Below are 16,206 nucleotides of genomic sequence, written 5' to 3'. Positions count from 1 at the left end.
GGATCAGTTGCGCGGCTCCAACTGGTTCAACCAATCAAAGTCGCGCACCGAGATTACGCCTGAGATGATGATCCCCGCGATGATCGCCCAGAGCACCACCGAGACACCGGTGGTGATCCACAGCTTTTTCTTCATGTGATGCACTTCCGGGGCACCCGCGTGTGTGCCCGGAACGATCTCACCGAGATCGCCCTGCGTCTTGATGCGGACCGGCAGCACGACCAACAGCGTCATGAACCAGATAACGGCGAACAGAACCAGTGCAGCAGTGATCGTCATGACAGCCTCGCTTGGGTTAGACCTGTTCTAGTTCGACCAGACAGCCGTTAAAGTCCTTGGGGTGCAGAAACAGCACCGGCTTGCCATGCGCACCAATCTTGGGCTCACCCGAGCCCAGTACCCGCGCGCCGGTTTCCTTCAGGTGGTCGCGCGCGGCGATGATATCTTCAACCTCATAGCAGACATGGTGGATGCCGCCTGCGGGGTTTTTCTCTAGAAACCCGTTGATCGGGCTGTCTTCGCCCAATGGGTAAAGAAGTTCGATCTTGGTGTTTGGCAGCTCGATGAATACGACCGTTACACCGTGATCGGGTTCGTCCTGCGGTGCGCCAACTTTGGCCCCCAGTGCGGCGCGATACTGTTCGGACGCGGCCTCAAGGTCCGGTACGGCAATGGCAACGTGGTTCAGGCGACCAATCATGGAACTCTCCTATGTTCTGCGTTGCAGCGGTTTATGAGGGCAGTTCGGCCAAAGAACAAGTGCGCCAAATTGCCGTTAACGTGGTGTTAGCCAGAAGTTCCTAGCGTGAGGCATCTGCTGATTAGGAGTTCTGCCATGGACGATTCGAGCCACCTTGCCTCTCCCGCGCAGCCGACCGCCACGCGGCCTCTGCTGGGTCAAACAATCCTGGTTGTCGAGGACAGCCGTTACGCCTGCGACGCTATCCGGCTGATGTGCCTGCATTCCGGCGCGCGTATTCGTCGGGCGGATTGTCTGAAGTCGGCCAGACGGCACCTGCAAATCTACCGGCCGTCCGTCATCCTTGTGGACATGGGGCTACCCGACGGGTCCGGGGCCGAGTTGATTGCCGAACTGGTAGAAGCGACCCCGCGCATCGGTGCCATTCTGGGAATGTCGGGGGATGATCGCACCCAAAGCACAGCATTGGAGGCGGGCGCTGACGGCTTTCTGGCAAAGCCGCTAAAGTCGCTAGCTTATTTCCAAACCTCGATTTTGGAACGCTTACCGCAAGACCGCCGCCCAAACAGCCTCCACGCCGTTCGGGATGAGGTGATCATCCCGGACCCGATGGCCTATCAGGATGACATGGCCCATATCGCCGATGTCCTTGCTGGCCCGAACGATCACCGCACGCTGGATTATGCGGCTCAGTTCCTGCGCGGCGTCGCTCAGGACGCGGATGACGCGGTGCTTGCCGACGCAGCCCGGAAACTTGCCACATCCCGGGCCGAAGGAACCCCCGTCACCGCGTTGGCTGCGCAGGTGGCCGGGATCGTACAGTCCCGGCTTGAACAGCGTGAGGCGATCTGAATGGCCGTTGCCTATTTCGTGACAGCCACCGTCTTGTGTCTTTGGATGTACCTGCAAACACGCGCAGCGGCACGAAAGATAAGGCTGGCGCGGGACGAGCTGACCGACCCGGTCAAAAGGACCGGGCGGCTGTAGCAACAGTTCTATGGTAAGTTCGGACGTCAACCCGCCACACGGTCGGCGACGGGCTGCTTCTTACTCCTGAGGGATGATCCGCAGACCCAGTTCCATCAACTGATCCGACGTCGGGTCAGAGGGCGCGTCCATCATCAGGTCTTCGGCGCGCTGGTTCATCGGGAACATCATGACCTCGCGGATATTGGCCTCATCTGCCAGCAGCATCACGATCCGGTCGATGCCCGCTGCACAACCACCGTGCGGCGGCGCGCCATAGTGGAACGCATTGAACAGCGCACCAAAGCGGGATTTCACTTCATCCTCACCATAGCCAGCCAGTTCAAAGGCTTTCAGCATGATCTCGGGCTTGTGATTCCGGATCGCGCCCGAGACCAGCTCGTACCCGTTACAGGCCAGATCGTATTGATACCCGCGCACGTCCAGAGGGTTGCCGTTCAGCGCTTCCATCCCGCCCTGCGGCATCGAGAACGGGTTGTGTTCAAAGTCGATCGCGCCGGTTTCCTCGTCCTGTTCGTAGATCGGGAAATCCACGATCCATGCAAAGGCAAAGCGGTCTTTTTCGGTAAGGCCAAGTTCCTCACCGATCACATCGCGTGCTTTACCGGCGACCTTTTCAAAGGCTTTCGGCTTGCCGCCCAGGAAGAACGCAGCGTCACCGACGCCCAAACCCAGTTGCTGACGGATCGCTTCGGTGCGTTCGGGGCCGATGTTCTTGGCCAGCGGGCCAGCGGCCTCCATCCCTTCGCCCTGATCGCGCCAGAAGATATAGCCCATCCCCGGCAGACCCTCTTTCTGCGCAAACGCATTCATACGGTCACAGAACTTGCGGCTCCCGCCAGTCGGCGCTGGAATGGCGCGAATTTCGGTGCCGTCCTGCTCCAACAACTTTGCGAAAATCGCAAAGCCAGACCCGCGGAAGTGGTCGGAGACTACTTGCATTTTAATCGGGTTCCGCAGGTCGGGCTTATCGCTGCCATACCACAGCGCCGCGTCCTTGTAGGAGATCTGCGGCCACCCCTGATCGACTTTGCGGCCACCGCCGAATTCCTCGAACACGCCGGTCAGCACGGGCTGGATCGTGTCGAACACGTCCTGCTGCTCGACAAACGACATCTCAAGGTCAAGCTGGTAGAAATCGGTCGGCGAACGATCCGCGCGCGGGTCTTCGTCACGGAAGCACGGAGCGATCTGGAAATACTTATCGAAGCCCGACACCATGATCAGCTGCTTGAATTGCTGCGGTGCCTGCGGCAGCGCATAGAACTTGCCCGGATGCAGGCGCGAGGGTACCAAAAAGTCACGCGCGCCTTCGGGCGACGAGGCGGTGATGATCGGCGTCTGATATTCACGGAAACCCTGATCCCACATGCGGCGGCGCATCGAGGCCACAACGTCCGAGCGCAGGGTCATGTTCTGCTGCATCGCCTCGCGACGCAGGTCCAGATAGCGATAGCGCAGGCGGGTTTCCTCGGGGTATTCCTGATCGCCGAACACCATCAGCGGCAGTTCGTCGGCAGCACCCAGCACTTCCAACTCGCGCACGTAAACCTCGATCTCACCCGTGGGCAGTTTCGGGTTCACCAGATCGGCGTCGCGCGCTTTGACGGTGCCGTCGATGCGGATACACCATTCCGAGCGGACCTTTTCCAACTCGGCAAAAGCAGCGCTGTCACCATCGCATAGAACCTGCGTTACGCCGAAATGGTCGCGCAGGTCGATAAACAGCACGCCGCCATGATCTCGGACACGATGCACCCAACCGGATAGGCGGACAGTTTCACCGACATTGGCGGCGGTCAGAGCGGCGCAGGTGTGGCTGCGATAGGCGTGCATGGAATATCCCTTCGGGCGCAGAATTCGTCGCGCCGATACACCCTGTCAGGCTTGGAAAGTCAAGGCGGGTTGCGCCGTCAAAACGGCCTTTGCACGTTGCCCGAGTAGAAATAGATGCCCAGACCCGCCGCAAAGATGATGTTCCCCGCAATCGCGTGCAACAGCACCGCGTAGAAAAACGAGCCGCGCTTGCGATAGGCCCATGTGAACAGCAGCCCGCCGCCAAAGGTCATGATGGCAACGATCCAGCTCCAATACATAAGGTGAGCCAGTGAAAACAGGGACGCATTCAGCAGGTAAAAGGCACGGCCATCCGGCAGGATCACGTGGTAACGGCGGCAAAACAGAACGCGGAACAGCAATTCCTGCGGCAATGCCGAGACCACTGGATAGAAGGTCCAGATGACGATCAGAAACTCGGGCCGGTTGCGTAGCAGAAAGAATGCGGCGTCGGGCCTTGTGGCCATTACAAGGGCGCTGCAAAACAGCGTCATCGCGACGGCAAAAACTGCCACTTCGCCCCAGGACCAGTTGCGCCAGTTATACCGCAGCTCAGCCCAGGCGAAACCCGGCGTGAAATGCAGCAATACGATGCCTAGCCCCGTAAAGCCAAACAGGGACGGGAACATCCAGTTGGGCGGGAAAAACACCGCGATCAACACCGGTACAGCAATGAAGAATAGCCCAAACTCCAATCGCAACCGCATGTGCGGTGCCGCGCTGTTGGCCCAATCAATTTGTTTGCTCACGGTTATGCCAACTCCGCCCGGATCAGACCACGCAACGAATTGCCCATATGGAACTTTGTCGCGTTTTTCAGGTCGGTCAAGGTCAGGGTGGCTTCGGTAACCTGTTTATTACCCAGCAATTCTTCGCGCAGGATGCCCGGCAGCACGCCACTGGACAGTGCGGGCGTCAGGCGACGGCCGTCGGGCATATCGACAAACAGATTGGTGATGGTGCCTTCACACAGCTCGTCACGTTCGTTCAGGAAGAGCAGTTCATCGACCCCGTTGGGCAAGGCCGCGCGGGCGGCGTCGTAAACCACGCGCTGTGTGGTTTTGTGCTGCAACCAGATATCGGACGCGCACAAACGAGGCTCGGCAACAGCTACCTCCCAAACAGGTGGATTGTCGGCCAGTGCGCCGGTGGTCACCTCCAACTGCCCGTCTGCGGCCAGAGTTAACCGGCAGCGCAGCGGTGACTCGCCAACGACCGTATCAAGTGTTTCAACTGCCAGCCCACCGTCGAATGGAATACCAAAAGCGGCGGCCGATCGCGCCATACGGGCCAAATGGCGATCCCGTCGTACAAACCCCTGCCCCGGCCGGAAGGCCAGCGTTTCAATCAGGCGGAAGTCAGGGTCATCTGGCGGGCGAAGCGGGCTTTCCATAGCGCCTCCTCATATTCTGACGGAGCGGTGCTGTCCCAAACGACGCCTCCCCCTACGTTTAAGGTCGCTTTGCCATCCTCGACCATCAACGTGCGGATTGCCACGTTGAATTCCGAACGCCCATCCGGCGCGGCCCAGCCAATCGCGCCGCAATAGATATCGCGCGGCCAAGGCTCGAGGTAAGACAGAATCTCCATCGCGCGGATCTTGGGCGCGCCGGTGATCGAGCCGCAGGGGAACAGAGCCATCAAGATATCCGACAACTCTGCCCCGAGATGCAGTTGCGCCTGCACGAGTGAGATCATCTGATGCACAGTCGCGTAGGTTTCGACCTTGAACAATTCGGGCACCTTGACCGAACCGGGCATCGCCACGCGGCTGATATCGTTGCGCAGCAAGTCGACGATCATCAGGTTTTCGGCACGGTTCTTGTCGTCACGCGATAGGAAATCACGACGGAAGGCATCTTCCGCCATATCTTCGCTTCGCGGCTGGGTACCTTTCATCGGCCGGGTCTCGATCATCCGATCGGCATCCGTTCGAAAGAACAATTCGGGTGAGCGGCTAAGCAAGTCGGGCAAGCCGTCCTGCTGCACAAGCGCGCCATGGCCCACAGACTGCCCCTCGGTAAGCGCAGCATATACGTCGGCGCTGTCGCCCTCGACCGTCAAATCAATCGGAAAGGTCAGGTTGGCCTGATAGATGTCGCCTGCGCCGATAGCATCGTGCACCTGTTGGAACGCGCGCGTGTATCGTGCCTCGTCCCAGCGTGGTTCAAACCCTGTCATTCCGCCCCGGTTGGCGGGCAGATCGGTAGAGCGCGGTGTGTCATACACCCCGAAACACAGCTGCGGCAAACGTCGACCTTGGGGCATCCGGTCCGCAAGGCGCGGCTCTAGCGCATAGCCCAGTTCGTAACTGGCATAGCCTGCCAGCCACGCCCCACCCATGCGCGCGCCATCCAGCGCCGCCAAAGCCTGGGGCACCTCGTCCGCAGTATCAGCGCGGATCACGTCTGTTGGCCGGTCGAACGTTGTCCCCTGCCCGGCCGGGCCCTGATCAAAACGAATACGCAAGTGCATCCTCATTTGCCGTGCTGCGCGGTATAGAGAATACGGCGCTAAGGGAAAGAGGGGAAAGCGGCAATTTTGCCCCCGTTTCCGATACCCCTTGAACCTTTTCGCGCGGTCCCTATAACGCAGGACAATTTGGGCGCTCGGGGGGTGCCCTGACTCGCGAACAATCGAAGGAGCATGGCCATGCCCAAAAGAACCGACATCCAGTCGATCATGATCATCGGGGCCGGCCCCATTGTTATTGGTCAGGCCTGCGAATTCGACTATTCCGGCGCGCAAGCGTGTAAAGCGCTGCGGGAAGAAGGGTACCGGGTTATTCTGGTGAACTCAAACCCGGCCACGATCATGACCGATCCCGGGCTAGCGGATGCGACTTACATTGAGCCGATCACCCCCGAAGTTGTCGCCAAGATCATCGAGAAAGAGCGCCCTGACGCGCTGCTGCCTACCATGGGCGGGCAGACCGGGCTGAACACCTCGCTGGCGCTGGAAGAGATGGGCGTGCTGGACAAATTCGGCGTCGAGATGATCGGCGCAAAACGCGACGCCATCGAGATGGCCGAAGACCGCGCCCTGTTCCGCGAGGCGATGGACCGGCTGGGCATCGAAAACCCCAAGGCCGAGATTGTCACCGCCCCCAAAGATGCGGATGGCAAGAAAGACCTTGAGGCTGGTGTTGCGCTGGCACTGGAAACGCTGGAAACGGTTGGTCTGCCCGCCATCATTCGCCCCGCTTTTACACTGGGCGGCACTGGCGGCGGCGTAGCTTATAACCGCGAGGATTACATTCATATCTGCCGTACAGGCATGGATGCGTCCCCCGTGGGTCAAATCCTGATCGACGAAAGCCTGCTGGGCTGGAAAGAATATGAGATGGAGGTGGTGCGCGACACTGCCGACAACGCCATCATCGTGTGTTCCATCGAAAACGTCGACCCGATGGGTGTGCATACGGGTGACTCGATCACCGTGGCCCCGGCGCTGACGCTGACTGACAAAGAATACCAGATCATGCGCAACCACTCGATTGCCGTGCTGCGCGAGATCGGGGTTGAGACCGGCGGATCGAACGTGCAATGGGCGATCAACCCCGTCGATGGCCGCATGGTTGTGATCGAGATGAACCCCCGTGTGTCTCGCTCGTCCGCGCTGGCCTCCAAGGCGACCGGCTTCCCGATTGCCAAGATCGCGGCCAAGCTGGCCGTGGGCTATACTCTGGATGAGTTGGACAACGACATCACCAAGGTCACGCCCGCCTCGTTCGAGCCGACCATTGACTATGTCGTGACAAAAATCCCGAAATTCGCGTTCGAGAAATTTCCCGGCTCGGAACCCTACCTGACCACCGCAATGAAATCGGTGGGTGAGGCGATGTCCATCGGCCGCACGATCCACGAATCGATGCAAAAGGCGCTGGCCTCGATGGAATCGGGCCTGACCGGGTTTGATGAAATTGAAATCCCCGGCCTGAACGTGGGTCTGTGGGACGAAGCGGACGACAAGGCCGCCGTCATCAAGGCTATCAGCCAGCAGACACCCGACCGCCTGCGCACCATCGCGCAGGCGATGCGTCATGGTTTGACCGATGATGAAATCTTCGGTGTCACCAAGTTTGACCCGTGGTTCCTGGCCCGCATCCGCGAGATCATCGACGCCGAGCGTCAGGTCCGCGCGGATGGCCTACCGGTGACCGAAGATGGCATCCGCAAGCTGAAAATGCTGGGCTTCACCGACGCGCGTTTGGGCAACCTGACTGGTCGGGATGAGGATAACGTCCGCCGCGCCCGCCGTAATCTGGGCGTCAACGCTGTGTTCAAACGCATCGACACCTGTGCCGCCGAGTTCGAGGCGCAAACGCCTTATATGTACTCGACCTACGAGGCCCCGATGATGGGCGAGGTCGAATGTGAGGCACGCCCGAGTGACCGAAAAAAGGTTGTCATCCTCGGCGGTGGCCCCAACCGGATCGGTCAGGGGATCGAGTTTGATTATTGCTGCTGCCACGCGTGTTTCGCGCTAACCGAGCAGGGCTATGAAACCATCATGGTCAACTGCAACCCCGAGACCGTCAGCACCGACTATGACACCTCGGACCGCCTGTATTTCGAGCCGCTGACCTTTGAACACGTCATGGAAATCCTGACGAAAGAGCAGGAAAACGGCACGCTGCACGGCGTCATCGTTCAGTTCGGCGGCCAAACGCCGCTGAAACTTGCCAACGCGCTTGAGGCCGAAGGCATTCCGATCCTCGGTACGACGCCGGATGCGATTGACCTCGCTGAAGACCGCGAACGGTTCCAGGCGCTGGTCAACGATCTGGGTCTGAAACAGCCCAAGAACGGCATTGCCTCGACCGACGAACAGGCGTTGGAGATCGCGGACGAAATCGGTTTCCCGCTGGTGATCCGCCCCTCTTACGTTCTGGGTGGTCGCGCGATGGAAATCGTGCGCGATATGGAGCAGCTTAAGCGCTATATCAACGAGGCCGTTGTGGTCTCGGGCGACAGCCCCGTTCTGCTGGACAGCTATCTGGCGGGTGCGGTTGAGCTGGACGTCGATGCGCTGTGTGATGGCACCGACGTGCACGTTGCGGGCATCATGCAGCATATCGAGGAAGCGGGCGTGCATTCGGGCGACTCGGCCTGTTCGCTGCCGCCCTACTCGCTGTCCAAGGATATCCTCGACCAGATCAAGGATCAGGCGTTCAAACTGGCCAAGGCGCTGAACGTCGTCGGCCTGATGAACGTGCAGTTCGCGATCAAGGACGGCGAGATCTACCTGATCGAAGTGAACCCTCGCGCCTCGCGCACCGTGCCATTCGTCGCCAAAGCCACCGACAGCGCGATTGCGTCGATCGCCGCGCGCATCATGGCTGGTGAGAAACTGGCAAGCTTCCCGATGCGCCCGGCGTACAAAGAGGGGCAGGACACCAAGATTGCGGACCAGATGACACTGGCCGACCCGGACATGCCGTGGTTCTCGGTGAAAGAGGCAGTGCTGCCCTTCGCCCGCTTCCCCGGCGTCGATACGATCCTTGGCCCCGAAATGCGATCGACTGGTGAGGTTATGGGCTGGGACCGCGACTTCCCGCGCGCCTTCCTCAAGGCGCAGATGGGGGCCGGTATGGTGCTGCCGTCCGAGGGCCGGGCATTTATCTCGATCAAGGATGCCGACAAGACGCCCGCAATGCTTGAGGCAGCGCAGGTACTGACCGAACAGGGCTTCTCGCTGGTCGCAACCCGCGGCACGCAGTCGTGGCTGGCCGAACGGGGCGTGGCCTGCGACGTGGTCAATAAGGTCTATGAAGGTCGCCCCGACGTGGCGGACATGCTGAAAGACGGTCAGGTGCAGTTGCTGATGAACACCACCGAAGGCGCGCAGGCGGTCGAAGACAGCAAGTCTATCCGCTCCATCGCGCTCTATGACAAGATCCCCTATTTCACCACAGCGGCCGCCAGCCATGCGGCCGCTCTGGCAATCAAGGCGCAGGCCGAGGGCGATGTCGAGGTCAAATCGCTGCAAGGCTGACCCAGCCACCCCGCACCAGAATAAAGCAAAACCCCCGGTCAGTGACCGGGGGTTTTTCGTTTAAACAACCGGCTGCGGCGCTGATTTCCGCCGGTATTCAGGCAGGAAGAACACCATATAGAACACCGGAGCCGCCACCATGGTCAGGATCGTGGCAAAGGCCAGCCCCCCCATGATCGTCACCGCCATCGACTTGAAGAACGCATCCGTCAACAGCGGCGCCATCCCCAGAATGGTAGTAATCGCCGCCAGCATCACCGGCCGCAGACGCGAGACCGAAGCTTCGATGATCGACTCGCGCAGCCCCTTGCCGGATTCGCGCACAAGGTCGATTTCCTCGACCAGAACGATCCCGTTCTTGATCAACATACCCGACAGGCTGAGCAGCCCCAGAAGGGCGGTAAAGGTGAAGGGCAGACCGGTTCCCAACAGGCCAATAACAACACCGTTGACCGACATGGGCACAAGCAACCAGATTATGATCGGCTGACGAATGGCGTTGAATATCAGAACCGAGATCAAGATCATGATCAGCAGGCTCAAAGGCAACTGACGGCCAAGGCTTTCATTCGCGTCACCCGCATTCTCAAACTCACCGCCCCATTCCATGCGATATCCTGGCGGAAGGTCCATGGATTCTATGGCGCTTCGCACTTCCGAATGCACTTGTGCCGCCGTCAGGTCAGACGGAATATCCGCCCCTACCGTGATGGTCAGCACCCTGTCGCGTCTATGCACCAGTGTGTTCAGGGCTTTGTATTCAAACCCATCAACCATTTGCTCGATGGGAACGAACTTTTCGGACTGATCCGAGAATACGACCTGATCAACGATTGAAAAATCCCCGTCGGCTGGTCGCCGCAGAATAATCGGGATCAGGCGATCGCGTTCGCGCAACATGCCGCCAGATATCCCATCCGTCGAGAATTGCAGCGTGGCGGCAATATCCTCTCGCGTGACCCCTGCTGTCTGCGCCCGTTCGGTTGCATAGATCGGCTGCACCGCCAGTTCTTTCTCGCGCCAGTCGTGGTGCACATTCAGGACGTTGTCCGACGCTTCTCGCATCAGCAAGACGGCCTCATCCGCAAGCTGCCGCAATACGGCCGGATCACTGCCCGAGAAGCGCGCCTGAATGGGATCTCCTCCACCGGGACCGAATACCAGACGCCGGGTCCGGAATTCACCCTCGGGGAACTGGGCCGTTCCGAAGGTTTCGAGTTCCGCCTGCAGCGGCGGAATGTCGTCCAGCGTTTTTGTACGGATGATCAGATGACCGTAGCTGGGATTAGGCTTTTCCGCTGAATAGGTCAGCAGGAATCGGGTCGCGCCCTGCCCGACAAAAGTCGTGACCGAGACCACGTCTTCCCGTTCGGCCAGCCAGTCTTCGAAGACAGCCATGTCCTGCGCAGTGCGCGAGATTGGCGTGCCCTGAGGCAATTTGTAATGAACGAAGAATAGTGGTGTGTTCGAGTCGGGAAAGAACTGCTGTTTGACCAGGCCGAAGCCAGCATAACAGGCAACGGTCACCCCGATCAATCCAGCGATCACCAGCCAGCGGAACCGCAGCGCCCAGCGCAGGATAGCGCCGTAGAAACGGAACATGATCCCGCCATAAGCATCCACCGCACCCTCTTTGCCCTGCTTGAAAAAGTAGTGGCCCAGCAGCGGCGTTACGGTCAGCGCCAACACCCAGCTCAGCAGTAGCGAGATGCCGATCACGGCAAATAGCGAGAACAGGAATTCGCCCGTCGCATCAGGGCTGAGACCGATACCGGCAAAGGCCATGATACCAATGATCGTCGCGCCCAACAGCGGGATCTGTGTCTTAGAGGCAGCCTCGTCCGCAGCATCGCGTGAGTTCTTACCCCGCAACATCGCGATCTGCATACCCTCGGCGACCACGATGGCATTGTCCACCAACATCCCCATGGCAATGATCAGTGCGCCAAGCGAAATCCTCTCCATCTCGATCGAAAAAATCGACATGAACAAAAGCGTCCCGACAACCGTCAGCAATAAGGTCGAACCGACGACAATCGCCGCACGCCAACCCATAAACAGGGCCAGCACTGCAACCACGATGGTCACAGAAAGCGCAAGGTTCACGAGAAAGTCGTTCGAGGCTTGTTCAACCACGACATGCTGCTGATAGATCGGCTGGATTTCGACGCCGAAGGGTACCTGAGAATCCAGCTCGGCGAACTTGGCGTCGGCCCGCTTGCCGACCTCGACAATATTCTCCGACGACAGGCCAGCAATGCCCAGCGTAAAGGCCTCGGCTCCGTCAAAGCGGATGATGACATCAGGATCAGTTTGACGTCCACGATATACGTCGGACATGTCGAACAGATTGATCACCTGCCCCTGTGACCCCACCGACAGCCCGGCGATGGCCGAAACGCTGTCAGACCCTTCTGCTGTCAGAATAGTCGTGCGCTCGTCCTCTGACCGCACGGACCCCGATGCGTTGACCGAATCCGCGTTGGCGATTGCTTCGTTGACCGCCTGAATAGGAACATTCTGGTTCACCGTGATCGCCAGATCGGGTTCGACGAAAATAGCCTCTTCTGGCAGCCCCATCACTTCAACATCGGCCACGCCTTCTACTGTTAGCAATTCGCGCCGTAAAAATGTTGAAAGCTCGTGCTTTTCCGCGTCTGAGAATCCATCCGCAGTCACGGCATAGAACAAACCGAACACATCTCCAAAACCGTCGTTGACCAACGGTTGCCCAACACCCGGGGGAAGATGGCGGGCGGCATCGCGCATTTTGGCACGCAGTTTGGTCCAGACCTCGGGCAATTCGGTGCCGTCATAGGTGGATTTGATCTCAACCTCGATCAGCGAAAATCCGGGCTGGTTGATAGAGGTGATAGTGTCGACCTCGCCCATCTGCTGAATGGCGGATTCCAAAGGTTCAGAGACTTCCAGCGCCACTTGTTCAGCCGTGGCACCGGGATATTGAGTCGAGATGACCGCGTTCTTGATTGTAAATGCAGGATCTTCAAGCCGACCAAGCGACAAGAATCCCCAAATACCGCCAAACAAGGCGATCAAGATGATCAGCCATGTGTAGATCGGGCGGTCGATGGAAGCGCGTGCGATGTTCATCCCTTGCCCCTCAGTTCGCAAATCCGACAAAGCGGCGCACCGCCTGCCCGTCGGTTAGGGCGCCGCCTCCGGCAACCACGATCTCATCGCCATTGTTCAGGCCCGTCAGAACACGAACATCACCTGATTCAGTGGGTTCGATCGTGACCGCAACCCGACGAACAGTGCCTTCATCTGCCCCGGCTGGTGAAAACACCATGATGCCCAGTTCCCCTTCCGCATCAGCGACAATGGCCGTCGACGGGACAATGATGCCAGTGCGCTGATCTTGCACCTGCACGTTTACCGTCACCGAAGAGCCGGGCAGAATCTGCAATCCTTCCGGCGGGGTAAGACCGAACTGGATGCGGAAAGTCTGCCCCACACTTGACGATTCCGCGTCAAACTCGCGAATCTGCAACGGGAAGACCTCGTCACTGACGGGGAACTTGGCGGTGATTTCGATGTCATCCTGCTGCCCAGAGCGCTGGAACAGAATTTCAGGCACATCGACTTCGATCCGTAATTCGGACATGTCGTGAATGCGCACAATCGGAGTGCCCGCCGATACGGTGGTAAAGGACTCGACCGCCCGACTTGATACCAAAGCATCAAACGGCGCGGTCAAAGTGGCCTGTTCCAGATCGTACTGCGCATCGCGTACTGCAATTTCGGCAAGCTGCGCGGCGGTTTCCGCGTCATCCACCGCCACCTGACTAGCTGCTGTCCCCCGCAAGCGCGACAAACGAGCCAAAGTGCGATCTGCCTGATCCTTTTGCAGCACCGCGCGGTCATACCGACGCTGGAACGGTTCCTGATCCAATTGGGCGATCAACCCATCCTTCGGGATAACGAAGCCCTGCGTCACGGGAAGCTCGACGATCTGCCCGGCCACCTGAAACGCCAGATCAACCGTCTGGCGCGCTGCCACCCGCCCGAAAAACTGACGCGAAAACCCCGGGCTTGTTTCCTTTGCAACCATGAGCTTAACCGGCTTTACAGCTTCCTGTGCCACCAAGGGGGCTGCCAGAACGCTCAGAGCAAGGCTTAGAACAGAGAAAAGCTTCATTTCGTCATTCCCTCGGGTATTCCCGTTTTTAAGATGTTTTCCCGGATTTTCCGGGCCAGCCGCGCAAACTCGGCGGTTTCAGCATCGTTCAATCCAGAGGCCCGGTTAAACAAAGCACCGGCCTCGGCTAAAATTTCCTGTCGCATTTCCAGACCCTTGTCCGACAAAACCAACAGCCACGCGCGGCGATCCTCGGGATCGCGCTGACGCGTCAGGTATCCCGCCGCCTCAAGCGCGTCAGCCGTTGAGGTGATGGTTGAAGGAACCGTCAGCATATCCGCCGCCAAGATGCCCATACGTTTGGGTTGATCCAGCTTGATCAGCATGTGGCATTCCTGCTGGCTTACCTCTACGTCGATGAGATCCAGGCTTTCCTGCAACTTCCAGTAGAGAGCATAGACCCCCATCATTGCCTGCATTTCAGGGCTAAGGCGCTTTACCAGCTCACTGTCGTCTAGGGTCATTGGTCGAATCCATTTCAGATTTCGTCCTCGCCGTATACTTCGAAAAATGAAATATTCAACAAGTGAAGCTGATTAAATCCCCAACTTTGATATTCCCTTAGGTCAATCTACCTTGAACTAACCCCAAGTTGACTGCATTTTGGGCAAATTCGAGATATCCAGGGATGATCATGTACACGCCAGCTATCACCGGCACCGGTGTATTCACGCCAGAGAATGTCATCACGAACGCCGAACTTGTCACCGCGTTCAATGCCTATGCCGACAAGATGAACGCCAAGAACGCAGACGCGATTGCCGCAGGCGAGATGGAGCCCATGCAACATTCGTCGGAAGAGTTCATCCTGAAAGCCTCTGGTATCGAAAACCGCTACGTGATGGACAAAAGCGGCGTTCTGGACCCTGACGTCATGCACCCCCTTCTGCGTCAGCGCAGCGATGACGAGCCGGGCATCATGACCGAGATGGCTGTAGACGCTTGCAAGAAAGCATTGGCACAGGCCGGGCGCACGGCGGAAGATGTCGATCTGGTCATCTGCGCGGCTTCGAACCACGAGCGCGCCTATCCCGCGATCGCGATCGAGATTCAGCAAGCACTGGGCATAAACGGTTTTGGCTTTGACATGAACGTCGCCTGTTCTTCGGCGACGTTCGGCATTCAGGCCGCCGCCGACATGGTTCGGTCGGGTTCAGTCAAAAGCGCGCTGGTGGTGAACCCCGAGATTTGCACGGGGCATTTGGAATGGCGAGACCGTGATTGTCACTTTATCTTTGGTGACGTCGCAACAGCGACCCTGATCGAAAGGATCGAAGACGCGGATGGCCCGCATTTCGAAATACTCTCGACACGTTGCGCAACCGAGTTTTCCAATAACATCCGAAACAACAACGGATTTCTGCGCCGCACCCGACCTGCCGGACTTGAGGATCGCCGTGACATGCAGTTCATGCAGAACGGCCGGAAGGTGTTCAAAGAGGTCTTGCCGATGGTCAGCAAGCACATCGCGGACCACATGGAATCCGAGGGCGTCAGCAGCGCAGACCTAAAGCGCCTGTGGTTGCATCAGGCGAACAAGACTATGAACGATTTCATCGGTAAGAAAGTGATGGGCCGGCAACCGGCACCCGAGGAACAGCCCAACATTTTGCAGGACTACGCCAACACGTCTTCGGCTGGGTCGATCATCGCGTTTTCAAAATACTCCGATGATTTTGCAGAAGGCGAAGTCGGCCTGATCTGCTCATTCGGGGCGGGGTATTCAGTTGGGTCGGTGATTGTGAAGCGCCACGGATAAGGCACTCATCCTGGCAAACCGGACTCCCTGACTGAAAGCTTTGGATTGGCCCCGGCCCGACAGGGGCCGGTGGTGGCGTCAGCTCACGCTTTCTTCTTCTAGGTGCAGCTTCATTTCGATCAGAACCTGTTGCAGCAGGCTGGTTTCTTTCAGCAGCCGTTTTGCTTCGTTGACCGTAATGATGCCATCTTCAATCGCGGCTTGATACTCGGTCATCAGCATCGCAAAGCGCTGGCTCAACGCAATCACGTCAGAATTCACCCCGCCCGTGCGCGGTGTTTCACTGTTTCGTCCATCATAGGACAGCGTGATATTTTTCAGATCCGCCAAGGCCGAGGTGACGTGCGGAAAATTGGCAACTCCCTCCAGACGGGCAACGGCGTCGACGGGCATAAAGCGGTCGGCATGTTCAGCGTTGTCAGAATAATAACGCCCAAGCGTCGCCTTGGATTTTCCGGTAATCTCGCACGCTGCTTCGATTCCGACATCCTTAACCAACGCTTCGGTATGCTTTTTCAGATAAGCCCCAATATCCGCCATGCTCCACCCTCTGCTGCCTGCCTCCCCAGTGTATTCTTCGTTGCGGGGGAAAGGGAAAAGAAATTTCCCATAACCGAGTCATAATTCAAATGGCATATATTGGCTATCCCTCAGATATGCGGGGGTTTTGTGAGTGAGTGGCGGCAGTTCTTGCCGAGTACGAGTGATTGTGGGGTAATTTTTGAATGCCCTGCTTTGTTTAGGCCGCATGTTGGCCGACGACGTCGC

14 protein-coding genes are annotated in these 16,206 nt (G+C 58.4%); 4 read left to right on the top strand and 10 right to left on the bottom strand.

Annotation, left to right across the window (positions count from 1 at the left end):
* Positions 1 to 3: 3 nt before the first annotated feature.
* Complete coding sequence (locus GOV87_RS14205; protein ID WP_171120311.1) at positions 4 to 279, bottom strand: DUF1467 family protein; 276 nt, start codon at positions 277 to 279, stop codon at positions 4 to 6.
* A gap of 16 nt (positions 280 to 295) precedes the next feature.
* On the bottom strand, positions 296 to 700 hold the full coding sequence (gene mce, locus GOV87_RS14200; RefSeq protein WP_171122272.1) for a methylmalonyl-CoA epimerase: 405 nt from the start codon (positions 698 to 700) through the stop codon (positions 296 to 298).
* 135 nt (positions 701 to 835) lie between these two features.
* On the opposite strand from mce, the gene GOV87_RS14195 reads away from it, so the two are divergent.
* Positions 836 to 1,552: a response regulator gene (locus GOV87_RS14195; RefSeq protein ID WP_171212227.1), complete on the top strand. Its 717-nt coding sequence runs from the start codon at positions 836 to 838 to the stop codon at positions 1,550 to 1,552.
* Positions 1,553 to 1,687, top strand: a complete 135-nt coding sequence (locus GOV87_RS20580) for a hypothetical protein (RefSeq protein ID WP_256367660.1) — start codon at positions 1,553 to 1,555, stop codon at positions 1,685 to 1,687.
* Positions 1,688 to 1,747: 60 nt separating this feature from the next.
* Here GOV87_RS20580 and aspS read toward each other — a convergent pair whose 3' ends face one another.
* The 4 genes from aspS to GOV87_RS14175 form a co-directional block, all read right to left on the bottom strand.
* Complete coding sequence (gene aspS / locus GOV87_RS14190; protein ID WP_171212226.1) at positions 1,748 to 3,523, bottom strand: aspartate--tRNA ligase; 1,776 nt, start codon at positions 3,521 to 3,523, stop codon at positions 1,748 to 1,750.
* A 77-nt stretch (positions 3,524 to 3,600) separates the two neighbouring features.
* The gene (locus GOV87_RS14185) at positions 3,601 to 4,272 is read right to left on the bottom strand and encodes a CPBP family intramembrane glutamic endopeptidase (protein ID WP_171212225.1); all 672 of its coding nucleotides are present in this window, start codon (positions 4,270 to 4,272) and stop codon (positions 3,601 to 3,603) included.
* A gap of 2 nt (positions 4,273 to 4,274) precedes the next feature.
* Entirely contained in the window at positions 4,275 to 4,916 is a 642-nt protein-coding gene (locus GOV87_RS14180) for an aminotransferase class IV family protein (RefSeq protein ID WP_171212224.1), read from the bottom strand.
* Positions 4,871 to 5,998 (bottom strand): aminodeoxychorismate synthase component I, encoded by a 1,128-nt coding sequence (locus tag GOV87_RS14175; RefSeq protein WP_171212223.1) that lies wholly within the window; start codon positions 5,996 to 5,998, stop codon positions 4,871 to 4,873. Before GOV87_RS14175 ends, GOV87_RS14180 begins: the two co-directional genes overlap by 46 nt.
* Positions 5,999 to 6,175: 177 nt before the next feature.
* Here GOV87_RS14175 and carB point away from each other — a divergent pair, with 177 nt between their 5' ends.
* Positions 6,176 to 9,520 carry a carbamoyl-phosphate synthase large subunit gene (gene carB, locus GOV87_RS14170; protein ID WP_171212222.1) on the top strand — a complete coding sequence of 1,115 codons (3,345 nt, stop codon included), beginning with the start codon at positions 6,176 to 6,178 and terminating at the stop codon, positions 9,518 to 9,520.
* Between the two features lie 60 nt (positions 9,521 to 9,580).
* On the opposite strand, the gene GOV87_RS14165 is transcribed toward carB, so the two are convergent.
* Genes GOV87_RS14165 through GOV87_RS14155 form a run of 3 tightly spaced genes read right to left on the bottom strand, consistent with a single transcriptional unit; the run spans position 9,581 to position 14,143 of the window.
* A complete protein-coding gene (locus GOV87_RS14165; protein ID WP_171212221.1) occupies positions 9,581 to 12,631 on the bottom strand; it encodes an efflux RND transporter permease subunit in 3,051 nt (1,016 codons plus the stop codon).
* A 10-nt stretch (positions 12,632 to 12,641) separates the two neighbouring features.
* Entirely contained in the window at positions 12,642 to 13,679 is a 1,038-nt protein-coding gene (locus tag GOV87_RS14160) for an efflux RND transporter periplasmic adaptor subunit (RefSeq protein ID WP_171212220.1), read from the bottom strand.
* Entirely contained in the window at positions 13,676 to 14,143 is a 468-nt protein-coding gene (locus tag GOV87_RS14155) for a MarR family winged helix-turn-helix transcriptional regulator (protein ID WP_171122254.1), read from the bottom strand. Before GOV87_RS14155 ends, GOV87_RS14160 begins: the two co-directional genes overlap by 4 nt.
* Before the next feature lie 170 nt (positions 14,144 to 14,313).
* Between GOV87_RS14155 and GOV87_RS14150 the strand changes: the two genes are divergently transcribed.
* On the top strand, positions 14,314 to 15,438 hold the full coding sequence (locus GOV87_RS14150; protein WP_171212219.1) for a beta-ketoacyl-ACP synthase III: 1,125 nt from the start codon (positions 14,314 to 14,316) through the stop codon (positions 15,436 to 15,438).
* Between the two features lie 78 nt (positions 15,439 to 15,516).
* Here GOV87_RS14150 and GOV87_RS14145 read toward each other — a convergent pair whose 3' ends face one another.
* Positions 15,517 to 15,978, bottom strand: coding sequence for a hypothetical protein (locus GOV87_RS14145; RefSeq protein ID WP_171120274.1), 462 nt, complete (start codon positions 15,976 to 15,978; stop codon positions 15,517 to 15,519).
* Positions 15,979 to 16,206 lie beyond the last annotated feature (228 nt).

Origin of the sequence: Ruegeria sp. HKCCA5426 (genome assembly GCF_013034585.1) — a bacterium.
GTDB lineage: Bacteria > Pseudomonadota > Alphaproteobacteria > Rhodobacterales > Rhodobacteraceae > Ruegeria.
Note: the sequence above shows the minus strand (reverse complement) of the source record. Positions and strands in the feature narration are given on the sequence as shown.

What these genes read in the sequence shown, in the direction of transcription:
- GOV87_RS14205 (WP_171120311.1), bottom strand. Translation starts at nt 279, where the DNA reads ATGACGATCACTGCTGCACTGGTTCTGTTCGCCGTTATCTGGTTCATG.
- mce (WP_171122272.1), bottom strand. Translation starts at nt 700, where the DNA reads ATGATTGGTCGCCTGAACCACGTTGCCATTGCCGTACCGGACCTTGAG.
- GOV87_RS14195 (WP_171212227.1), top strand. Translation starts at nt 836, where the DNA reads ATGGACGATTCGAGCCACCTTGCCTCTCCCGCGCAGCCGACCGCCACG.
- GOV87_RS20580 (WP_256367660.1), top strand. Translation starts at nt 1,553, where the DNA reads ATGGCCGTTGCCTATTTCGTGACAGCCACCGTCTTGTGTCTTTGGATG.
- aspS (WP_171212226.1), bottom strand. Translation starts at nt 3,523, where the DNA reads ATGCACGCCTATCGCAGCCACACCTGCGCCGCTCTGACCGCCGCCAAT.
- GOV87_RS14180 (WP_171212224.1), bottom strand. Translation starts at nt 4,916, where the DNA reads ATGGAAAGCCCGCTTCGCCCGCCAGATGACCCTGACTTCCGCCTGATT.
- GOV87_RS14175 (WP_171212223.1), bottom strand. Translation starts at nt 5,998, where the DNA reads ATGCACTTGCGTATTCGTTTTGATCAGGGCCCGGCCGGGCAGGGGACA.
- carB (WP_171212222.1), top strand. Translation starts at nt 6,176, where the DNA reads ATGCCCAAAAGAACCGACATCCAGTCGATCATGATCATCGGGGCCGGC.
- GOV87_RS14165 (WP_171212221.1), bottom strand. Translation starts at nt 12,631, where the DNA reads ATGAACATCGCACGCGCTTCCATCGACCGCCCGATCTACACATGGCTG.
- GOV87_RS14160 (WP_171212220.1), bottom strand. Translation starts at nt 13,679, where the DNA reads ATGAAGCTTTTCTCTGTTCTAAGCCTTGCTCTGAGCGTTCTGGCAGCC.
- GOV87_RS14155 (WP_171122254.1), bottom strand. Translation starts at nt 14,143, where the DNA reads ATGACCCTAGACGACAGTGAGCTGGTAAAGCGCCTTAGCCCTGAAATG.
- GOV87_RS14150 (WP_171212219.1), top strand. Translation starts at nt 14,314, where the DNA reads ATGTACACGCCAGCTATCACCGGCACCGGTGTATTCACGCCAGAGAAT.
- GOV87_RS14145 (WP_171120274.1), bottom strand. Translation starts at nt 15,978, where the DNA reads ATGGCGGATATTGGGGCTTATCTGAAAAAGCATACCGAAGCGTTGGTT.